18 protein-coding genes, 2 tRNA genes and 1 pseudogene are annotated in these 16,197 nt (G+C 43.8%); 12 read left to right on the top strand and 9 right to left on the bottom strand.

The annotated features are described in order from the left end of the window. The first annotated feature begins 5 nt into the window (after positions 1-5). Together AB8613_RS21570 and AB8613_RS21565 are read left to right on the top strand one after the other, a co-directional pair. Positions 6-440 (top strand): glycine zipper family protein, encoded by a 435-nt coding sequence (locus AB8613_RS21570; protein ID WP_060981192.1) that lies wholly within the window; start codon positions 6-8, stop codon positions 438-440. Between the two features lie 12 nt (positions 441-452). Continuing rightward, complete coding sequence (locus tag AB8613_RS21565; protein WP_371715040.1) at positions 453-977, top strand: hypothetical protein; 525 nt, start codon at positions 453-455, stop codon at positions 975-977. Between the two features lie 148 nt (positions 978-1,125). Here the strand turns inward: AB8613_RS21565 and AB8613_RS21560 are convergent, their stop codons facing one another. Beyond that, complete coding sequence (locus AB8613_RS21560; protein WP_372385002.1) at positions 1,126-2,010, bottom strand: AraC family transcriptional regulator N-terminal domain-containing protein; 885 nt, start codon at positions 2,008-2,010, stop codon at positions 1,126-1,128. A gap of 193 nt (positions 2,011-2,203) precedes the next feature. Here AB8613_RS21560 and AB8613_RS21555 point away from each other — a divergent pair, with 193 nt between their 5' ends. The 6 genes from AB8613_RS21555 (at position 2,204) to AB8613_RS21530 (ending at position 8,179) form a co-directional block, all read left to right on the top strand. Next, positions 2,204-3,352 carry an iron-containing alcohol dehydrogenase gene (locus AB8613_RS21555; protein ID WP_372385001.1) on the top strand — a complete coding sequence of 383 codons (1,149 nt, stop codon included), beginning with the start codon at positions 2,204-2,206 and terminating at the stop codon, positions 3,350-3,352. A 235-nt stretch (positions 3,353-3,587) separates the two neighbouring features. After that, complete coding sequence (locus tag AB8613_RS21550; RefSeq protein ID WP_372385000.1) at positions 3,588-4,334, top strand: amino acid ABC transporter ATP-binding protein; 747 nt, start codon at positions 3,588-3,590, stop codon at positions 4,332-4,334. Then, positions 4,334-5,131: an amino acid ABC transporter permease gene (locus AB8613_RS21545; RefSeq protein WP_029223351.1), complete on the top strand. Its 798-nt coding sequence runs from the start codon at positions 4,334-4,336 to the stop codon at positions 5,129-5,131. The genes AB8613_RS21550 and AB8613_RS21545 overlap by 1 nt, the downstream gene beginning before the upstream one ends. Positions 5,132-5,143: 12 nt before the next feature. After that, positions 5,144-5,953, top strand: coding sequence for a transporter substrate-binding domain-containing protein (locus AB8613_RS21540; protein WP_372384999.1), 810 nt, complete (start codon positions 5,144-5,146; stop codon positions 5,951-5,953). Positions 5,954-6,103: 150 nt separating this feature from the next. Further along, complete coding sequence (locus tag AB8613_RS21535; protein WP_372384998.1) at positions 6,104-7,030, top strand: amino acid ABC transporter permease; 927 nt, start codon at positions 6,104-6,106, stop codon at positions 7,028-7,030. A gap of 204 nt (positions 7,031-7,234) precedes the next feature. Next, positions 7,235-8,179, top strand: coding sequence for an ADP-ribosylglycohydrolase family protein (locus AB8613_RS21530; protein WP_372384997.1), 945 nt, complete (start codon positions 7,235-7,237; stop codon positions 8,177-8,179). Between the two features lie 63 nt (positions 8,180-8,242). Here the strand turns inward: AB8613_RS21530 and AB8613_RS21525 are convergent, their stop codons facing one another. Further along, positions 8,243-9,127 carry a LysR family transcriptional regulator gene (locus tag AB8613_RS21525; RefSeq protein WP_372384996.1) on the bottom strand — a complete coding sequence of 295 codons (885 nt, stop codon included), beginning with the start codon at positions 9,125-9,127 and terminating at the stop codon, positions 8,243-8,245. Between the two features lie 102 nt (positions 9,128-9,229). Here AB8613_RS21525 and AB8613_RS21520 point away from each other — a divergent pair, with 102 nt between their 5' ends. Continuing rightward, a complete protein-coding gene (locus AB8613_RS21520; protein ID WP_372384995.1) occupies positions 9,230-9,838 on the top strand; it encodes a LysE family translocator in 609 nt (202 codons plus the stop codon). Between the two features lie 53 nt (positions 9,839-9,891). Here AB8613_RS21520 and AB8613_RS21515 read toward each other — a convergent pair whose 3' ends face one another. After that, positions 9,892-10,449, bottom strand: coding sequence for a hypothetical protein (locus AB8613_RS21515; protein WP_146490767.1), 558 nt, complete (start codon positions 10,447-10,449; stop codon positions 9,892-9,894). A 299-nt stretch (positions 10,450-10,748) separates the two neighbouring features. On the opposite strand from AB8613_RS21515, the gene AB8613_RS21510 reads away from it, so the two are divergent. After that, on the top strand, positions 10,749-11,678 hold the full coding sequence (locus tag AB8613_RS21510; protein WP_371715035.1) for a VirK/YbjX family protein: 930 nt from the start codon (positions 10,749-10,751) through the stop codon (positions 11,676-11,678). A 20-nt stretch (positions 11,679-11,698) separates the two neighbouring features. On the opposite strand, the pseudogene AB8613_RS21505 reads toward AB8613_RS21510, so the two are convergent. The 6 genes and pseudogenes from AB8613_RS21505 to AB8613_RS21480 all read right to left on the bottom strand — a co-directional run. Further along, positions 11,699-11,932, bottom strand: a pseudogene (locus tag AB8613_RS21505) (hypothetical protein); the annotation flags it as partial. A gap of 95 nt (positions 11,933-12,027) precedes the next feature. Beyond that, positions 12,028-12,459 (bottom strand): GNAT family N-acetyltransferase, encoded by a 432-nt coding sequence (locus AB8613_RS21500; protein WP_372384994.1) that lies wholly within the window; start codon positions 12,457-12,459, stop codon positions 12,028-12,030. A gap of 93 nt (positions 12,460-12,552) precedes the next feature. Then, positions 12,553-13,047: a GNAT family N-acetyltransferase gene (locus tag AB8613_RS21495; protein ID WP_372384993.1), complete on the bottom strand. Its 495-nt coding sequence runs from the start codon at positions 13,045-13,047 to the stop codon at positions 12,553-12,555. Between the two features lie 47 nt (positions 13,048-13,094). Next, the gene (locus tag AB8613_RS21490) at positions 13,095-13,517 is read right to left on the bottom strand and encodes an N-acetyltransferase (RefSeq protein WP_372384992.1); all 423 of its coding nucleotides are present in this window, start codon (positions 13,515-13,517) and stop codon (positions 13,095-13,097) included. Positions 13,518-13,617: 100 nt separating this feature from the next. Further along, complete coding sequence (locus AB8613_RS21485) at positions 13,618-13,956, bottom strand: zinc ribbon domain-containing protein YjdM (RefSeq protein ID WP_146490772.1); 339 nt, start codon at positions 13,954-13,956, stop codon at positions 13,618-13,620. Positions 13,957-14,125: 169 nt separating this feature from the next. After that, the gene (locus AB8613_RS21480; protein ID WP_004731486.1) at positions 14,126-15,289 is read right to left on the bottom strand and encodes a threonine/serine exporter family protein; all 1,164 of its coding nucleotides are present in this window, start codon (positions 15,287-15,289) and stop codon (positions 14,126-14,128) included. Between the two features lie 523 nt (positions 15,290-15,812). On the opposite strand from AB8613_RS21480, the gene AB8613_RS21475 reads away from it, so the two are divergent. Beyond that, positions 15,813-15,887: transfer RNA gene (locus AB8613_RS21475), tRNA-Gly, on the top strand. 37 nt (positions 15,888-15,924) lie between these two features. Beyond that, positions 15,925-15,999: transfer RNA gene (locus AB8613_RS21470), tRNA-Gly, on the top strand. Positions 16,000-16,197: the final 198 nt, after the last annotated feature.

Here is a 16,197-nt window from a genome sequence, read left to right as displayed (position 1 = left end):
AGAAAGTGAACAAAAGAACGAAACTGTTAGGCCTGAGCTTAGCTATAACCTCCCTCTCAGCCCTTGCTGGTGGTGGCTACATTACAGACCCAACAACTCACATTTCATTCAATTACGACAACGTGACCCTTGAGGTTGCTCAGAAAGAGCTCGCAACGTGTCAAGGTGTTGCTGAATCAACACTGACAGCCCCCACTGAAACCAAGAAAGGAAGCGGCGTAAAAGGCGCAGCTAAAGGGGCGGCCGCTGGCGCTGCTGTTGGCGCTATCTCTGGTGGCTCAGGCTCTGACGCTGCCAAGACTGGCGCGGCGATTGGTGTAGTCTCCGGTAGAGTTAGCGGCCGACGAGCAGGGGCTCAGGCTGAAGAAGATAACAAAGCGATGTATGCGACAGTGTTGAGAAACTGCATGATTGATAAGAAATACAACGCCCTGAACTAAGGAGATTCGGCAATGACAAAGTTCATTAAAAAAAGAATGTTAGCTGCTCTATTAGCAGGATTTTCTGCTCCCTCTATGGCTGATATTGCGTTCGGCTTGGGGTATCAGGAGGGAGATAAACTCTCATCTCAATACATCGACCTGATGTTTCGTGGTGACATATTGGAGATTGGCGGTGAATACCAGCACAGAAAGCGTGATGATAAGCTAGAAGACTACGACCAAGACGCGATCAGTGACGGCATGGCATTTTTAAAGGTAGGCGCTGGTTATAGCTTCCCGCTTAAACGTATCACAGTTCGCCCTTATTATAATTTCGGCATCGGTGGCGCTCAGGTCAGCGACGAGGTTGATGACGCGGCCAACCCTGACGCAACCTATTTCAACGCCCTCGGTGTATCTACTAAATGGAAATTTGCAGAGCTAAAAATGGAGTGGAGAAACTACCAAGTGGACAGCGGTGAGTCAGAGGGTGAGGAGCTACCTTATGACATTGATGAGGACACGTTTAACGTATCTATTGGTGTGGCTTTCTAGAGATTGATTCTTATGGGGCTAAACTAAACAAACTCTTTGTAGCGGTGAGGTCTTTGGCTTCAATGTTTACTATCAGGAAATGATATTAACTCGTATCGAAGTGCAGTGAAGCCTTCTACTTCCTCTCGTCAGCCTACAATATAAAGAACTAAACCGCTCTTGGGGTTGTGTTGAAATGACGCTTAAATTCGCGACTGAATTGGGATGGACTAGAATAGCCAACTCGGCGTGCGGCATCACTAATACGCAGGCCTTCTAACTGGATCAGCTCCTTGGCTTTGTTGAGCCTTACCTTCTTCAAATATTGAAGTGGTGACTCAAACGTCACGTTGCGGAAAGCATTATGAAAAGCAGACACACTCATGTTTGCTTCGTCAGCAAGCGATTGAACAGTAATGGTTTGGTCGTACTCTTCATGCACTTTAGATAGTGCTTTCGCGACACGTGCGTAATGGCCATCATGATGCGCCAAATCAAACAGCACTCGCCCTTCTGAACCGGTTAAGGCGCGGTAGACAATTTCGCTGACCATGGCATCACCCAATATGTTGGCTTCGATGTCGCAATGCAGTATTTTCACCAATCGAGTAAAACTTTCTAGCATTTGCTCTTCCATCGGTGTCGATTCTAAGCCGCTAGAATTCTGTTTGTGCTTATTGCAATAGCTCTCAAGAAAACCTTGGTCTTCTAACTTTTTTACCAAGCTGTGCAAACGTTGAGAGTCAATGTTGATAGATAAACCAAGTAATGGTTCGCCATTAACAGGCAAGGCTTCACACTCCAATGGCATTGGCACGCCTACCACAAGATAATCACCTGCAGCGTAAGTAACGGGTCTGTCGCCAATGTAGATGTTCTTTTTGCCCTGCCCGAGCATGATAATACCCGACTGGTAAGTGAATGGCTGACGCTGATTTCCGCCGCTGCTTCTATACAACCACACGCCATCAATTTCTGTTTCTCTGATCCCTTCAAGATCATCCCAACCTTTGTGTTCAACGTAAGACTGTAATAACTGCGCGAGTTCTTTCATAAGTGGCGACTTTCCATTCCAAGTGCTAAGAGTATGTAAGCTAAAGCAGAGAAAGAATATCAACTTTGTAGAAATAGGCAATTAATTTGGAGGAACTGGCCTTCACCACCCTAGATTCCTGTACTAATATGCAAATATAGAAATTAAGCAACACATCAGAATAAAAAATCTAGTTTTACACAAGGAACCTACAATGCAATTTACTTATGTTAACCCTACTGTAATCCACTTCGGCCAAGGCCAAATCAATGCTATCAGCCAAGCAGTTGATACTTCTAAGAAAGTGCTAGTCATCTACGGTGGCGGTTCAATCAAAAGCAACGGTGTTTACGACCAAGTTGTCGAATCTCTTAAAGATCACGCTTGGATTGAGTTTTCTGGTGTTGAAGCTAACCCAACGAAAGAGACGCTAGATAAAGCAGTCGCTCTTGTTAAAGAAGAAGACGTAGAATTCATTATCGCTGTTGGTGGTGGTTCGGTAATCGACGGTTCTAAATACGTTGCTGCAGCGGCTAAATACGACGGCGACGGTTGGGATATCCTAGCGGGCAAACACCAAGTAACTGAAGCTACTCCTATTGGTGCAGTACTGACACTTCCTGCAACAGGTTCTGAATCTAACATGGGTGCTGTAATCACTCGTAAAGAGACTCAAGAGAAACTGGCGTTCATGAACCCTGCTGTACAACCTAAGTTCGCGGTTATGGATCCAGACGTAATGAAGTCTCTTCCAGAGCGTCAATTGATCAACGGTCTAGTTGATGCATGGGTTCACGTGTGTGAGCAATACATCACAATGCCAACAGACGCGATGGTTCAAGACGGTTACGCAGAAACACTACTTAAAAACCTACTTGTACTGGGTAAGCAATACGACGAGCGTGACAACGACGCATGGCGTGCAAACCTAATGTGGACAGCAAACCAAGCGCTTAACGGCCTGATTGGTACTGGCGTTCCTCAAGATTGGGCAACACATATGATTGGCCACGAGTTCACAGCACTATGGCACGTAGACCACGCACGTTCTCTTGCGATTGTTCAACCTTCGCTACTTCGTAATCAAATCGAAGCGAAGCGTGGCAAGCTAGAGCAAATGGGTCGTAACGTATTTGACCTAGAAGCGGGTGCTGACTTGGCAGAGCGCACTATTGCTGCAATCGAAGCTTTCTATCACAGCTTAGACGTTCCAACGATGTTCGACGGTTACGAAACAAACAAAGCAACTGCGATCGACAATGTTGTCGCTCAACTTGAATCACATGGCTACCTGCAACTAGGCGAAAACCAAGCAATCACACCTGAGAAAACACGCGAGATTCTAGAGTCTGCGATTCAATAGCGATCAAAATTAGAGCAAGGAAAACAGGGGTCTAAAGAAAATCACCATAATCTAAAAATTTATTCCGTGAAACTGAACCAAATTCTTTTCCCTTGCGTATATCCTCAAGCAGCGTCCAAATCAGGCGCTGCTTTTTAATTTGCCCTACAAGATGCCATTAAATTCTCATAAGTCCTTAATTTTATGTGCATTCAGATTTCTATATTGGTAAGGTAAACCTGTCTCTTTACTAGGTATGAACAACGATTTGAACAATCTCAAGGAAATGGTTAAGTTTAAGTCACTTAACAAGTGGTATGGTGCTTTTCATGCCCTAAAGGATATCGATTTAAATATTGAACAGGGAGAGATAGTGGTGATTTGCGGGCCATCAGGTTCGGGGAAATCAACCTTGATCCGTTGTATCAATCAGCTAGAACCTTTCGAGAGTGGCGAGCTTTCTGTGCTAGAGCAAGTACTTCCGAGCAAGTTCAACACCCCAGGCCAAGTTGGGATGGTGTTTCAGCACTTTCATTTATTCCCCCATCTTACGGTGCTTGAGAACTTAACTCTGTCCCCGATTCGTACGCTTAAAAAAAGTAAACAAGAAGCCGAGAAGCTTGCAATGCACTATCTCGAGCGCGTGCACATCGCAGAACAAGCCAACAAATACCCAGTGCAACTCTCTGGCGGTCAGCAACAACGCGTGGCTATCGCCCGCTCTCTGTGTATGAAACCCGAGTTACTCTTGTTCGACGAACCAACTTCAGCGCTTGATCCGGAGATGATCAACGAAGTGCTCGATGTGATGGTTGAACTGGCGAGCGAAGGCATCACCATGGTGTGTGTGACCCATGAAATGGGCTTTGCGAAACAAGTGGCCGACCGCGTTATCTTCATGGATGAAGGACAAGTTGTGGAATCCAATACGCCTCAAGCGCTTTTTGAAAACCCGCAACATGAACGTACTCAAGCGTTCCTAAATCAGATCCTAACTTATTGATGTTGATTCGAATTATTAAACCCGCCCTATCCGCTTTGGTACAAATTATTGTGCTCGTGGCTGCGGTTGTCTGGATCCTCGATTCTGGCGCACAAACCATGGGATACAGCTGGCAATGGGAGCGCGTGCCAGACTATATTGCTTTCTATGAAGATGGTGAATGGTGGCCTGCAGAATTAGTTGAAGGGCTACTGGTTACCATCAATATTTCTCTGATTTCTTTGGTCGCGACGCTGATCATTGGTTTAACCACAGCGCTATTGAGAAACTCCAACTCAGTGGTTGGACGCACCCTAGCCACCAGCTATGTTGAGTTGATTCGTAATACGCCGTTATTGGTCCAAATTTATTTGCTCTATTTTGTATTTGGTCCCGTATTAGGGCTGGATCGTTTTAGCACTGCCGTTTTAGCCTTAGCACTTTTCCAAGGTGCTTACACTGCCGAGATATTTCGTGCTGGTTTAAACGGTATTGCGAGAGGACAATTTGAAGCGGCACAATCTTTGGGCTTATCAAAAACCTATACTTACTGGGATGTGATTCTTCCTCAGGTGGTACAACGTACCTTGCCGCCTTTAACTAATGAAGTGATCTCTCTTATCAAAAACTCTTCGATTGTGAGTGTCATGGCTATCTTTGACCTAACAACCGAAGCCAGAAACATCGTTTCTGAAACCGCGATGCCATTCGAGATTTGGTTCTCTGTGGCGATCATTTATCTTGCTCTTACACTTTCACTTTCTGCCGTTGCTGCTTGGCTTGAGCATAAGCTCGGAGCTAACTGGCGAACACAATAAGGATTTATCAGCATGAAGCTATTTAAAACCGCAATTACAGCCCTACTTGCGCTTGCCGTGAGTTTGCCTGCACTTGCTTCTGAAACGCCTAACCTAGACAAGATTAACGAGCGTGGCTCACTGCGCGTTGGTATGTCGACATTTGTTCCTTGGGCGATGCGTAACAAACAAGGCGATCTTGTCGGCTTTGAAATCGATGTGGCGAAACGTCTTGCTGAGGATTCAGGCTGGAAAGTCGAATTCGTACCGACGGCATGGGATGGCATTATTCCTTCTCTATTATCGAAGAAGTTTGATGTGATCATCGGCGGTATGTCTATCACTGAAGCTCGTGCTAAAAGCGTATTGTTCACTGAACCTTACTCGCACTCTGGTGTTCAACTGGCTGCTAATAAAGAACTAGCGGCAGGTTTTACTCAGATCTCTGATTTTGATTCTCGTCGCGTGAAAATTGCTGCTCGTCGTGGTGCGTTCACAGTTCAAGTGGCTCGTGAAACCTTCCCTAAAGCGAAAGTTCTACAGTTCGATGACGATGCTCAAGCATTCCAAGAAGTGTTAAACGGCAACGCGCACGCAGTTATCGCGTCTAGCCCGAAACCAGAACACGAAGCGATTAAAAACGCAGACACGCTATTTATTCCATTTGAAGAGCGTCTATCCAAAGGTAACGAAGCATTTGCAGTTCGCCTAGGTGAAACTGACAAGGCAGAATTTTTCAACGAATGGATCAAAGCACGTACTGAAGACGGTTGGTTGAAAGAGCGTTACGAGTACTGGTTCTCTACTTTAGATTGGCAAGACCAGATTGCTCAAGGTCAGTAATCTGAAGTTGAGCTCACTTTTTAATATGAGCTAATCTGTCGAATCTAAATCAAGGCAGTGCACTGTTTGCACTGCCTTCTCATCGACAACTTAAATCGCTTTAGATCCATGTAACACCCCAATAATAATTAATGTTTAAACAGGAATGACGTGAGTAGTACTAGCGCATTGACAACACCTAAGCCCAACGTTCATATGAAGCCTTGGTATCAACGCCTCAACCTTTTGGATGGCGTGTTACTCGCTGTTATTTGTGTGTTTGCAGGTTGGCTCTATTATCGTTCTTCTGTCGGTATTAACTATCAGTGGCGCTGGGAAGACGCGTTCACGTTAATCTTTATTCCACCTTCTCAAGGCAGTATTCCTTATTTCTTTCAAGGTTTGGTTGCAACATTGCGTTTGAGCTTATGGAGCATGGTATTAGTGCTCTCTTTCGGCACACTGTTAGGGGTAGCAAGACACTCTAAGATCACTTTCTTCAAAACACCGGCACTGATTTTCATCCAATTGGTTCGAAACATTCCTCCACTGGTGTTCGTGTTTATCTTTTATTTCTTTGTTTCTAACCAGCTGATCCCTCTGCTTGGCTTGGAAAGTCTTTTACGTGAACATAATGGTGAGATTAATCAACTTCAAGCCTTTTTATTTGGCCCTGCTAACCTTTGGGAAAACTTAGCGTCTGGTGTTATTTGTATTGGTTTGCTCTCTTCGGCTTATATTGCGGAAGTGATTCGAGCGGGTTTAGAAGGTATTCCTAAAGGCCAATGGGAAGCGGCCGATTCGCTTGGCTTATCTGCATTGTCTAAGTACCGATTTGTGGTTGGCCCACAGGTATTAACAGCAATTACGCCACCTTTGGCTGGTCAGGCAATTTCGCTAGTCAAAGACACCTCGATTGTGTCGCTGATTTCGATTCAAGAAATGACGTTTGTTGGTACTGAAATGGCGAACTCTTCCGGTTTGATCTTCGAGATCTGGTTGATTGTAGGCTTCGTATATTTTGCTTTGTGCTTTGCACTTTCGCGTCTGTTCAAAGTGATTGAACAACGTTCTAGTGCCTACCTTAATCATCAATAATAGAACGAGTAACACCACTAACTGAATACATTGATTCACCAGACTATTCATCACCCTTATCAATTCCACCTGATTGGTTTAAGCCATTGACCAATCAGGATTAATCCCCTCCAATTTCTTCTTCGAAACACAGCAAAATACTTATCCAATCGCTATACTTAAAGTATCGAACTACGTTGATTCATCTCAAGGACATCGCTCAACATGGACAATCATAAAGAAAGAGCTTTTTACGCCGTCGTTGGCGCATTGATTGGAGACGCCGCTTCCATGGGGCTGCACTGGTTGTATGACCAAGAGAGGATCTTACACGTGGCTGGTTTTGAACCAGAATTTCGTTCACCAAACCAGTTCGATTATCAAGACAAAGGCTACTTTGCCCACCAAGGAAAAACCGCTGGCGACCAATCGCAATACGGTGCTCAGTTATTGGCGATGGTCGATAGCCTAGTCGACAATCAACACTACGATGAAGCGAGTTACATCAAACACTTCCGCTTCTGGTTTGATTTTGGTGGCAGTTGGCGAGGCTACATTGATAAAGCAACGCGTATGAGCTTGTTGAACATCCATCAATTAGAACTAGAGAACGCCTCGATTACTGCGTGTGGCGCAGATGATACACAACTTCCCGCAGTCTCAAAGATCATTCCATTAGTGGCATGTACTTATACCTCTCACACCTTACCCGCGATGGTAGAGAGTGCGGTGCGAGTCACCAACAACAACGACAAAGCCGTGGAATGGGCACAAGCCATCACCTTATTGGTTCAAGCGGCAATTCAAGGCAACTCGCCACTGCAGTCGGTAGAAATGGTGCGACAAACTTGTAGCAAATTTATACACGATCAAATCGACGAAGCACTGGCTGAGCCGGAGCTTTCGATTACAGATGCCGCGAAGAAGTTCGGATTACATTGTGAATTGAGTGCTGCGTTCCCACTACTGATTCGCATCATCGCGGGTGCTCAGAGTTATAAACAAGGCATTCGCGACAATATCTTATGTGGCGGTGATAGCTGCGGTCGTGCGATTGTGATTGGAGCTGTATTGGCGGCCTGTTTCTATGAAGAAGAGGGGGCAATTCCGACAGAATGGCTAAACCAAGTCGATCTCAATGGTGGCGTGCTGTCTTTGCCTATTGAGTGATTCCGACAATAATGAACTAGAGTCTGACATAAGACAAGCAAACCTCTAGGTCGGATGTCGTTCCTATAAAGTTGGAACACACTGCGATAACTCATTCTTCAGCCAAACAACAAACGGGCTTTCTGGCTCATCATGGTTGCTATCTTGTGTGAGCAGTATGTACTGATGACCTGAAGGCACAAAGCCAAACGGCGCGATCAAGTTACCTCTTTCAATATCGTCGGCTACAAGTGGATAAGACCCTAGAGCGGCTCCTAGCCCATCGACGGCCGCTTGAAAGCAAAAATAGAAGTGTGCAAAGGTCTGGTTTGAACGAGCTTGCGACACCATTCGGCTATCAAATTCACTACCTTTGGTGATGGATACCCAATGGTTCCAAGCGTTTGGCCGTGTGCTGCTGTGCAGTAATTTCACATCGGCTAACTTGTCTTTAACTTGTTGCCAATAGCCAGGCGAGAATACAGGGCCAACCCATTCTTCGACTAACGGAATCTGTTTGTAGTACTCGCTTACGTTAAAGTCGTCTCGGCGAATTGCCATATCTAATCCAGTTTCACCTAACGTCACAGGCCCACCCGCCGTAGACAAACGAACATCAATTCCGAATTCGTTATAGAAATCACCGAGTCGAGGCATTAACCAACGCATGGTCAATGTGGGTTCACATGAAACTCCCAACGCTTGATGATTCAGCTGATTAAGTTTATGGACTCCTGTCTCCAAGGCTTGGAACGCTTGCAATGTGTAACCTTTGAGTAATTCCCCTTCTTTGGTGAGACACACATTCCTGCCCTGTTTGTAGAACAAAACTTGGGATAAGTGATTTTCCAATACCTTGATCTGCTTACTCACCGCACCATGGGTAATATTGAGTTTATCCGCCGCTTCACTGTAACTGCTCGAATGCGCTGCTACATGGAAAATATGAAATGCTTTCAAATGTCTCATGTGTGATTTTTTCTCACAGATAGGTAGAATTCATTTCGATTATAGGCAGCAATAAAAAACCATACAATGCTAGCTCATCAAATATAAAGAGTTGGAGTCATTATGGAGTGGTTAAGCCTAGCAGTATTGGGACTATTAATTGTTATAAGCCCAGGCGCGGATTTTGTTTTAGTTTTGAAAAACAGTATCAATCAAGGACGACAAGCAGGAATTTGGACTGCAATAGGTGTGAGTTTAGCGATTTGTGTTCACATCAGTTATTCAATGCTTGGGATCAGTTACTTAATCTCACAGAATGAGCAGCTGTTTGACATGATCAGATACGCAGGTGCAGCCTACCTTATTTATCTAGGACTAAAAGGTATCTTGAGTGCGGACAACAAGCTTGCACCTTTGGAAGGAACAAGGAAAAGCACCAGTGTTTGGCGCCATTTAGCACAAGGCTTTTTGTGTAACGTGCTGAATCCAAAAACCATGTTGTTCTTCTTAAGCATTTTCAGCCAAGTCATCTCACCCGATGCTGAGAACCAGCATGTCGCTCTCGGTTATGGGTTGTACATGATAGTTCTTCATGGATTGTGGTTTGGAATTGTCGCAATGTTGTTTACTTCGGATACGTTGCAAAAACACTTGTTGAAAGCCAAGAAAAGGCTCAATCAAGCGTGTGGAGTTGGATTGGTATCTTTTGGCTTAGCGCTAGCATTAAAATAACCCGATGAGTCAAACTATGGCAGCAATAAAAGCTGCCATAGTGATGAACTTAATTAGCCTTCAAAGCCACCCACTTCCCATTTATTACTCACTTCGTTCGTTAGTAGATTCTGGAAATGCACAACATCTTGCGATTGCCAAATACCAACGTTTAATGCAAAAGACCGATCTTCATCTTGAGTCGCGTGAATAAAATTTGAAGACATCGTTATTGTGTTCGCCTTGATGGTATGTTCAGTTTCTAGGTCAAGACTGAGATACGACCTACCATCGTTAGCAACAAGGCCACGACGCATATTGCATCGAAACTGAGTTAATACATAGTTGCCCGGTTTGATACCATCAAACAGTGCGTACTTCGTGTCTTCATACACAAATACACGTAAGGTTTGTGGTTCAGAATCAACTAATTTACCATCGACTTTTTCTTGTATATCAAACGAAAACGTTACGCATGGGTAAGTTGAATCGTACTTAGAGATGTTGGTCGCGATAGCTAATGCGCCGTTACCTTTTGGTTCTGACAAGGTGTCGGTAGCCGAAGTAGGAATACTTTTGCAGCCCGAAATACTTACAGCTGCAGCGAATGCAACAATCAGAAACTTATTCATATAAAGCCTTTATTCTTATCAATATAATTATCCGGCGACCCTATCATTAAAAAATCAAACCGAAAACGCGAATTCATAAAATATTGATATGGTTGGCATTATTTTATAGGAATACTAACAATTATCTTATTTAACGTTCCCTCCAAGCAAGCTCTCCCTAATCGCGTTTAACTATCGTGGTTGATAGAAACCAACTTATTCAAGTTTCACGATTTTTTCACTAACACCTACTTATCATTTTATGGAGCATCGTTTTTTATTTTCAACGATGCTTTTTTGTTTTCTAAGTTGAGGTAAACGTGCAAAATTTTCGTCAAATCGTTGAGCTTTCCAATGCTGTACACCCAAACACCAAAGGTTTAACCCGAATCAAGAAAAATCTGCGCTTTACACTATGGGGCGTTATGAACCCTAAGGTCATTCGCAAAGTGCATCAGCTTAAAGAGAAAAGCAATCTCTCAAACCTTCTTGAGCAGAATCCTAAAATCTTTGAAAAGCCACTCAAACCATTCATCTGTATTGGCATCAAACCTAAAACACGAGCTTCGTTACTGCATTCTCACTTCGAACTCTTAGAACGAACATTTGGTCCAAATACAGTGCATCTGCACCTTTCTAACTTTGAGCTTTTGACCTTTGCTGACCGAAATGGAGATGAGTTCAGGATTGAGACTTTCTCGGGGGAATCTCGTGAAGGTTCCTTGGGGATCCGACTCGTCGAGGCCAATACCGGGCTTACTATTTACTCGGTCACCTTCAATATATCTGATAATAATGGGCGTCGCACCATGCACATCGGCTGCCTACAGGGTACAAACAAGCGAATCACCAGCAGCCAAGACAAAATCAAAGAACTGACGCGTTCGTTACACGGGCTAAGACCAAAGTCACTTATGGTTGAACTCGCAACTATGTTTGCTAATTACATGAAAGTTAATGAGATTTTAACCGTTTCGAATAAAGGTCATATCTATCAAGCGATGCGCTATATCGGTTCTAAACGTAGTGCTATAACATTTGATTACGACACGTTGTGGACTGAAAATGGCGCCTCTTTGGTCGATAAACATTGGTTTTCCTTGCCCATTAAGCCTCTTCGTAAAGACACTGACACATTGAAAAAGACCAAGCGTCGCTTGTACACAAAACGCTATGATTGGCTCAAGCAAACTGAAGAACAGCTCATTTCACGGTTAAACGACATTAAATCTGCTCCCAAGTTACATTAATTGTTGATAGAAGCGCCCTACTAGATGAGATCCAGTGGCTTTATCATTTCACTATCAGGGAAGATGGTGTCTAGCTGCTTCGTTTTTATAGATAGGTGTTGACCAAGTACACCTTTAATTACACCTCGCATATCAGTCGTTGGTTTGAGATCTCGCCCTTGATACAGATCCTTTGGGCTTAATCCTGCATCCAGAGTTTTAAGTTGGTTGCTCAACCTTCCATTTACACCACCCTGATTGGCGTGAGTGACCCACCTAGTTCCATAGGGAGCTTTACAAGGTTTTACGTTAGATGGGTGTCAGGTGCCTATCAAGTTACGGAGATGGTGTGATCTTTTTGGGGGAATGTCTATTTGCGCCACATATAAACAAACTGTTCGTTCTGCGAGGTAATTTCAAAGCCAAATCTCAAGTACAACTCCCCAACTCGATTACCTTGTAGGTAACAAAGTTCGACGGGTTTATCGAGGCTGTCAGCCTTAGTTAAACAATCTTTCAATACTTGGCTACCAATGCCCTTGCCATGATACTCAGGCAGTAAGAAGAAGCGGCAAAAATAGAAGTGTCCGCCTTTGTCTTGCAACAACACACTACCAATCGCTTTACCTTGATATTCGATGATTTCAGGCCGTTCTTCTGCCCACTCTTCGGCGTGTATATCTCGTTGAGTTTGCTCATCCCAGCCAAATACGGCCTTGATTGGTTCAAACTCAGCGGCCTTCTTAAGCTCAAACAGAAATTCATAATCTGATAACTGAGCAGGTCTTGTTGAATACTTCAAAATACCTCCAACAATAATTGGTTATGGCTTCATTTTCGTTTAAACCGGGACATAGTAACCCCGATAAAACCCAAAAATGCCACGCTTAAATGTTCATTTTCGTTCTAGTTGGTAACGTAAGACTTCGTGTTTATCTTGCTCCGAGTAAAAGGTATTCAGGAAGTGTCCACCGCACTTCTCAATCACCTTTTGCGAAGCTATATTGCCCCTCTCACACGTAATAATAGCGCTTTCGGACAATACGTGCCGTTGAACCCAAGACAACATATGACTTGCGATGCCCCGCCCTCTCGCTTGTGGCAAAGTCTCGTAGCCGATATGTCCTATGACATCGTGAATGTACGGACTGGTGCCATGACGAACTCTTATCACTCCAAGAATACGTCCAGACTCGAAACAAAAATAAGTAGAAGCAGGCGTCCACCCTCCTGGCAATCCCTCACCTTTTGAATAAGCAATTCGTCTTTCCAAATAGGCATCACTGCCATCAGAAATACCCGTGTAAATATCTAACCCATCTTCAGTACAGGCATTCACATAGTGATGAAAGGCAGTTGAATGTGAAAGAGCAGCTTTAACCATGTCCATATAATGTTGATTCCTAGTTACTTTTCTTCCGGGGTTAGCTATCAAGCTTAAGCTAAGTGCATGGTGTATTCTTGGTGTCCAGTATGCTCATCAGATTGTTCGCTCACAATAGAAAAACCTTGGGACAAATAGAACTGAATCGTCGTTTGGTTTTCTTTATATACATTTAAAGACAAGTTCGGACATTCAAGCTTTGCGTGTTGGATTAGTTGCTTACCAATACCACTGCCTTGATGTTCTGTACTGACAAAGATCGCCGCTAGTATCTCTTCGTAAAGTGAATAGAAGCCACGAACCTCACCATTGACTTGGTACACATAGGTTTGTGATGCAGGAATATATAGGTCGCGCATATTACCAACCTGGGACTCCCAGAACTCAGGAGCCACAAAATCATGCGCCTTGATCGAGGCGGTTAACCAAATGTCTAAAACGGATTCAATATCGGCTGGGCGGTATTCTCTGATCATTTTAATTCTCTGAAATTATTGCGGTTTAATATGCTAATCAGTATGGCCGAGAAGCCACTTAAACTTATTGAAGGTTTACGACAATTATTTGAAATAATGGTTATTGCTTCTTAACGTACTTCGCCGTAACGAGCATTTCACCACCACCATCAAGCTTGCAATCTAACTGGTGGTCCTTACCTTCATTGATGCGACGAATCACTGCTTTAGTACCGATTTTCAATACGCTAGAACTGCCTTTCACTTTTAGATCTTTAATGAAAGTAACTTTATCGCCGGTATCTAACACTGCACCGTTAACGTCCTTAACGCGCGCGGCTTCTCTTTCTAGACGCTCTTCTTCTGGGTTCCATTCGTAGGCACACTCAGGGCAGATTAAGTGATTTTGGTCTTGATAGACATATTCAGATTGGCATTGCGGGCAAGGAGGTAAAGACATACGTTAATACTTCATTTAAATAGAATTTGTTCCATTTTAATGACTCTTGTTAGGCTTAGCGAGCATAAATCTAACAAGTTTCCTTGAGAGTTCATTATCTTAAGCACCCAAAACGAACAAACACAGCCGCTAAGCTGTGTTTGTTTAAAGGTTTGAGAAGCAGAACAGCTTAGCGTTCAACTTTTGGTGAGTAAATGGAGTAAGCGGTGATTTGCCCTGCCACGATTGCCGAGAACATGAATAACGCAGACAAACCAATACTTGGAATAGGCAAAATCGATTGTTCAAATACTGACTGGCTAGCACTCACTAATACTCGGCTACCCGGAACCAAGATGATGATCCCTTGCACGATATAAATAGAGCCCGTGAGCTCCATCTTCTTGGCAATCCAAGTACCGTATAAAGTGATAAGAACTGTGGTTACCCAAGTGCCTACAACCCAACCACTATCAAAACCTAGATAGAACGGTCCCCACATACCGAGAACCGCAACTGGTAAGCCAAGCAAGATGTCTTTAGGGCGTGCGTTGAACATCACACCGATAGATACAGAGATCAGCACCAAGCCAGATATATGCATCCACATCGGTACCGCATTGGTATAGTCGATGGAGACCGCTTGTCCCCATATTGCTTCACCAATATTGAGCCCCATGATTATCCCAACAAACAGCTTAATCAGGGTTAAGGCGCTCTGCCCTAGCAAGCTGGTACCAGAGACGAGATCATTAAACGCCAAACATTCTAGTGCGTTGGCTATGGATAATCCGGGGACGAACAAGACTATCGAGGCGATACACAATGCCCACACCGGAATCGGCAACCCTGTGCTTGCCAAAAATGCCACAAAGATACCCGTTAGCAGTGCCGAAATGAATTCAACCGCGATAGCGCGACGTGAATGAAGAACTTGCTGACATACCCAAACCATCAAACCCAATAACGCAGAAAAGCCAACCGCTTCCAACGTACTGCCCACCAGCATTAAATACGCAGGCGGTATACCCATATTAGCAAGAGCAGTCACAAATTTAGAATAACCGACAGGCTCAGGGACAGGTTCACTGCTTGGCTGATTAATACGAATGATCGTATTGGCCAACAAACTCAGGTTAATTGACGCAGGCTTTAGACGCTTAAGAATAACGGCGTTGTTATCGTCTGGAAATTGATAGTTAATCGCCGTTGGCGTTGCTTGGATCATCACGTCCACACCATGCTTTTTCGCATAGAATTGGGTGTATTTCTCTAGCTTGTAAGGAGCACAGCCACTGCGGTGAAGAGTGTCACCAATTTCAACAATTTTGTTAATTCGGAACTGAGAAGGCATGGGTATTTTAGGGGAGACAAAATGTGCGGCAAATGTACCAAACGATAGACGGAATGACGAGACTTTTGCGTGAATTATCAACTAAACTCGTTACTTTTTTCTGCAAAGGCTTAGAAGTGCCTATAACTCTACTCATTTGGGATTAGTTTACTGAATGTTTTGACCGGCTGATAAGTTAAATTTATGCATTCAGATTGTTATTAGTGAACGCCAAAACACGAATAAAAAGCAGTTTATGTTAACACTTCAAATTCCTTAATTTGCACGGATTTTATTACAGGCTAGTGACGCCAATCAGGTTTATAAATCAACCCAAATTTGTCTCAAAAATAGCGGAGCATGTTCTGCTATTTCTCGCCCTCTGTTTAACGAGAGTTTAGTCACACTTTATTCACTCTGAAAATGCCGAACATGATGGAAAAACTAGCGGAGTGGTGGTTATGCGAGCACTTAGAATAAAAATGAAAGAAAAAGGTTTCGTTTTCAGTTAGATGTGGCATTATCAAACTCGTTAAGACGATGTGCGTGCATCGTATAATGGCTATTACCTCAGCCTTCCAAGCTGATGATGCGGGTTCGATTCCCGCTGCACGCTCCAGTCTCTTAATGCCTCAGTCTTACTCATAAGACAGTGTGCGTGCATCGTATAATGGCTATTACCTCAGCCTTCCAAGCTGATGATGCGGGTTCGATTCCCGCTGCACGCTCCAATTCTATTTAAGCTTTATACAGCCAAAGCTCTATCTACCCCTCTTCAAAATTATCTATTGCCCTAAAATTAAGCCCGTTAACTTCCTATATCGCTCCACATTTGACCCCTGCTGTCAGTCATCTTTACACTACTAATGCTTATATTAGATTTCAAAATTGTTCTAATTTAATAACCTTGGTCAATATCCGAAAAAATA

The sequence above is a fragment of the Vibrio sp. BS-M-Sm-2 genome, assembly GCF_041504345.1.
GTDB lineage: Bacteria > Pseudomonadota > Gammaproteobacteria > Enterobacterales > Vibrionaceae > Vibrio > Vibrio satsumensis.
This window is presented reverse-complemented; position numbering and strand designations above follow the sequence as displayed.

Bases quoted from the DNA above. Each gene is read 5' to 3' on its own strand.
- AB8613_RS21565 (WP_371715040.1), top strand. From the start codon at position 453: ATGACAAAGTTCATTAAAAAAAGAATGTTAGCTGCTCTATTAGCAGGA.
- AB8613_RS21560 (WP_372385002.1), bottom strand. From the start codon at position 2,010: ATGAAAGAACTCGCGCAGTTATTACAGTCTTACGTTGAACACAAAGGT.
- AB8613_RS21555 (WP_372385001.1), top strand. From the start codon at position 2,204: ATGCAATTTACTTATGTTAACCCTACTGTAATCCACTTCGGCCAAGGC.
- AB8613_RS21550 (WP_372385000.1), top strand. From the start codon at position 3,588: ATGAACAACGATTTGAACAATCTCAAGGAAATGGTTAAGTTTAAGTCA.
- AB8613_RS21545 (WP_029223351.1), top strand. From the start codon at position 4,334: ATGTTGATTCGAATTATTAAACCCGCCCTATCCGCTTTGGTACAAATT.
- AB8613_RS21540 (WP_372384999.1), top strand. From the start codon at position 5,144: ATGAAGCTATTTAAAACCGCAATTACAGCCCTACTTGCGCTTGCCGTG.
- AB8613_RS21530 (WP_372384997.1), top strand. From the start codon at position 7,235: ATGGACAATCATAAAGAAAGAGCTTTTTACGCCGTCGTTGGCGCATTG.
- AB8613_RS21525 (WP_372384996.1), bottom strand. From the start codon at position 9,127: ATGAGACATTTGAAAGCATTTCATATTTTCCATGTAGCAGCGCATTCG.
- AB8613_RS21520 (WP_372384995.1), top strand. From the start codon at position 9,230: ATGGAGTGGTTAAGCCTAGCAGTATTGGGACTATTAATTGTTATAAGC.
- AB8613_RS21515 (WP_146490767.1), bottom strand. From the start codon at position 10,449: ATGAATAAGTTTCTGATTGTTGCATTCGCTGCAGCTGTAAGTATTTCG.
- AB8613_RS21495 (WP_372384993.1), bottom strand. From the start codon at position 13,047: ATGGACATGGTTAAAGCTGCTCTTTCACATTCAACTGCCTTTCATCAC.
- AB8613_RS21490 (WP_372384992.1), bottom strand. From the start codon at position 13,517: ATGATCAGAGAATACCGCCCAGCCGATATTGAATCCGTTTTAGACATT.
- AB8613_RS21485 (WP_146490772.1), bottom strand. From the start codon at position 13,956: ATGTCTTTACCTCCTTGCCCGCAATGCCAATCTGAATATGTCTATCAA.
- AB8613_RS21480 (WP_004731486.1), bottom strand. From the start codon at position 15,289: ATGCCTTCTCAGTTCCGAATTAACAAAATTGTTGAAATTGGTGACACT.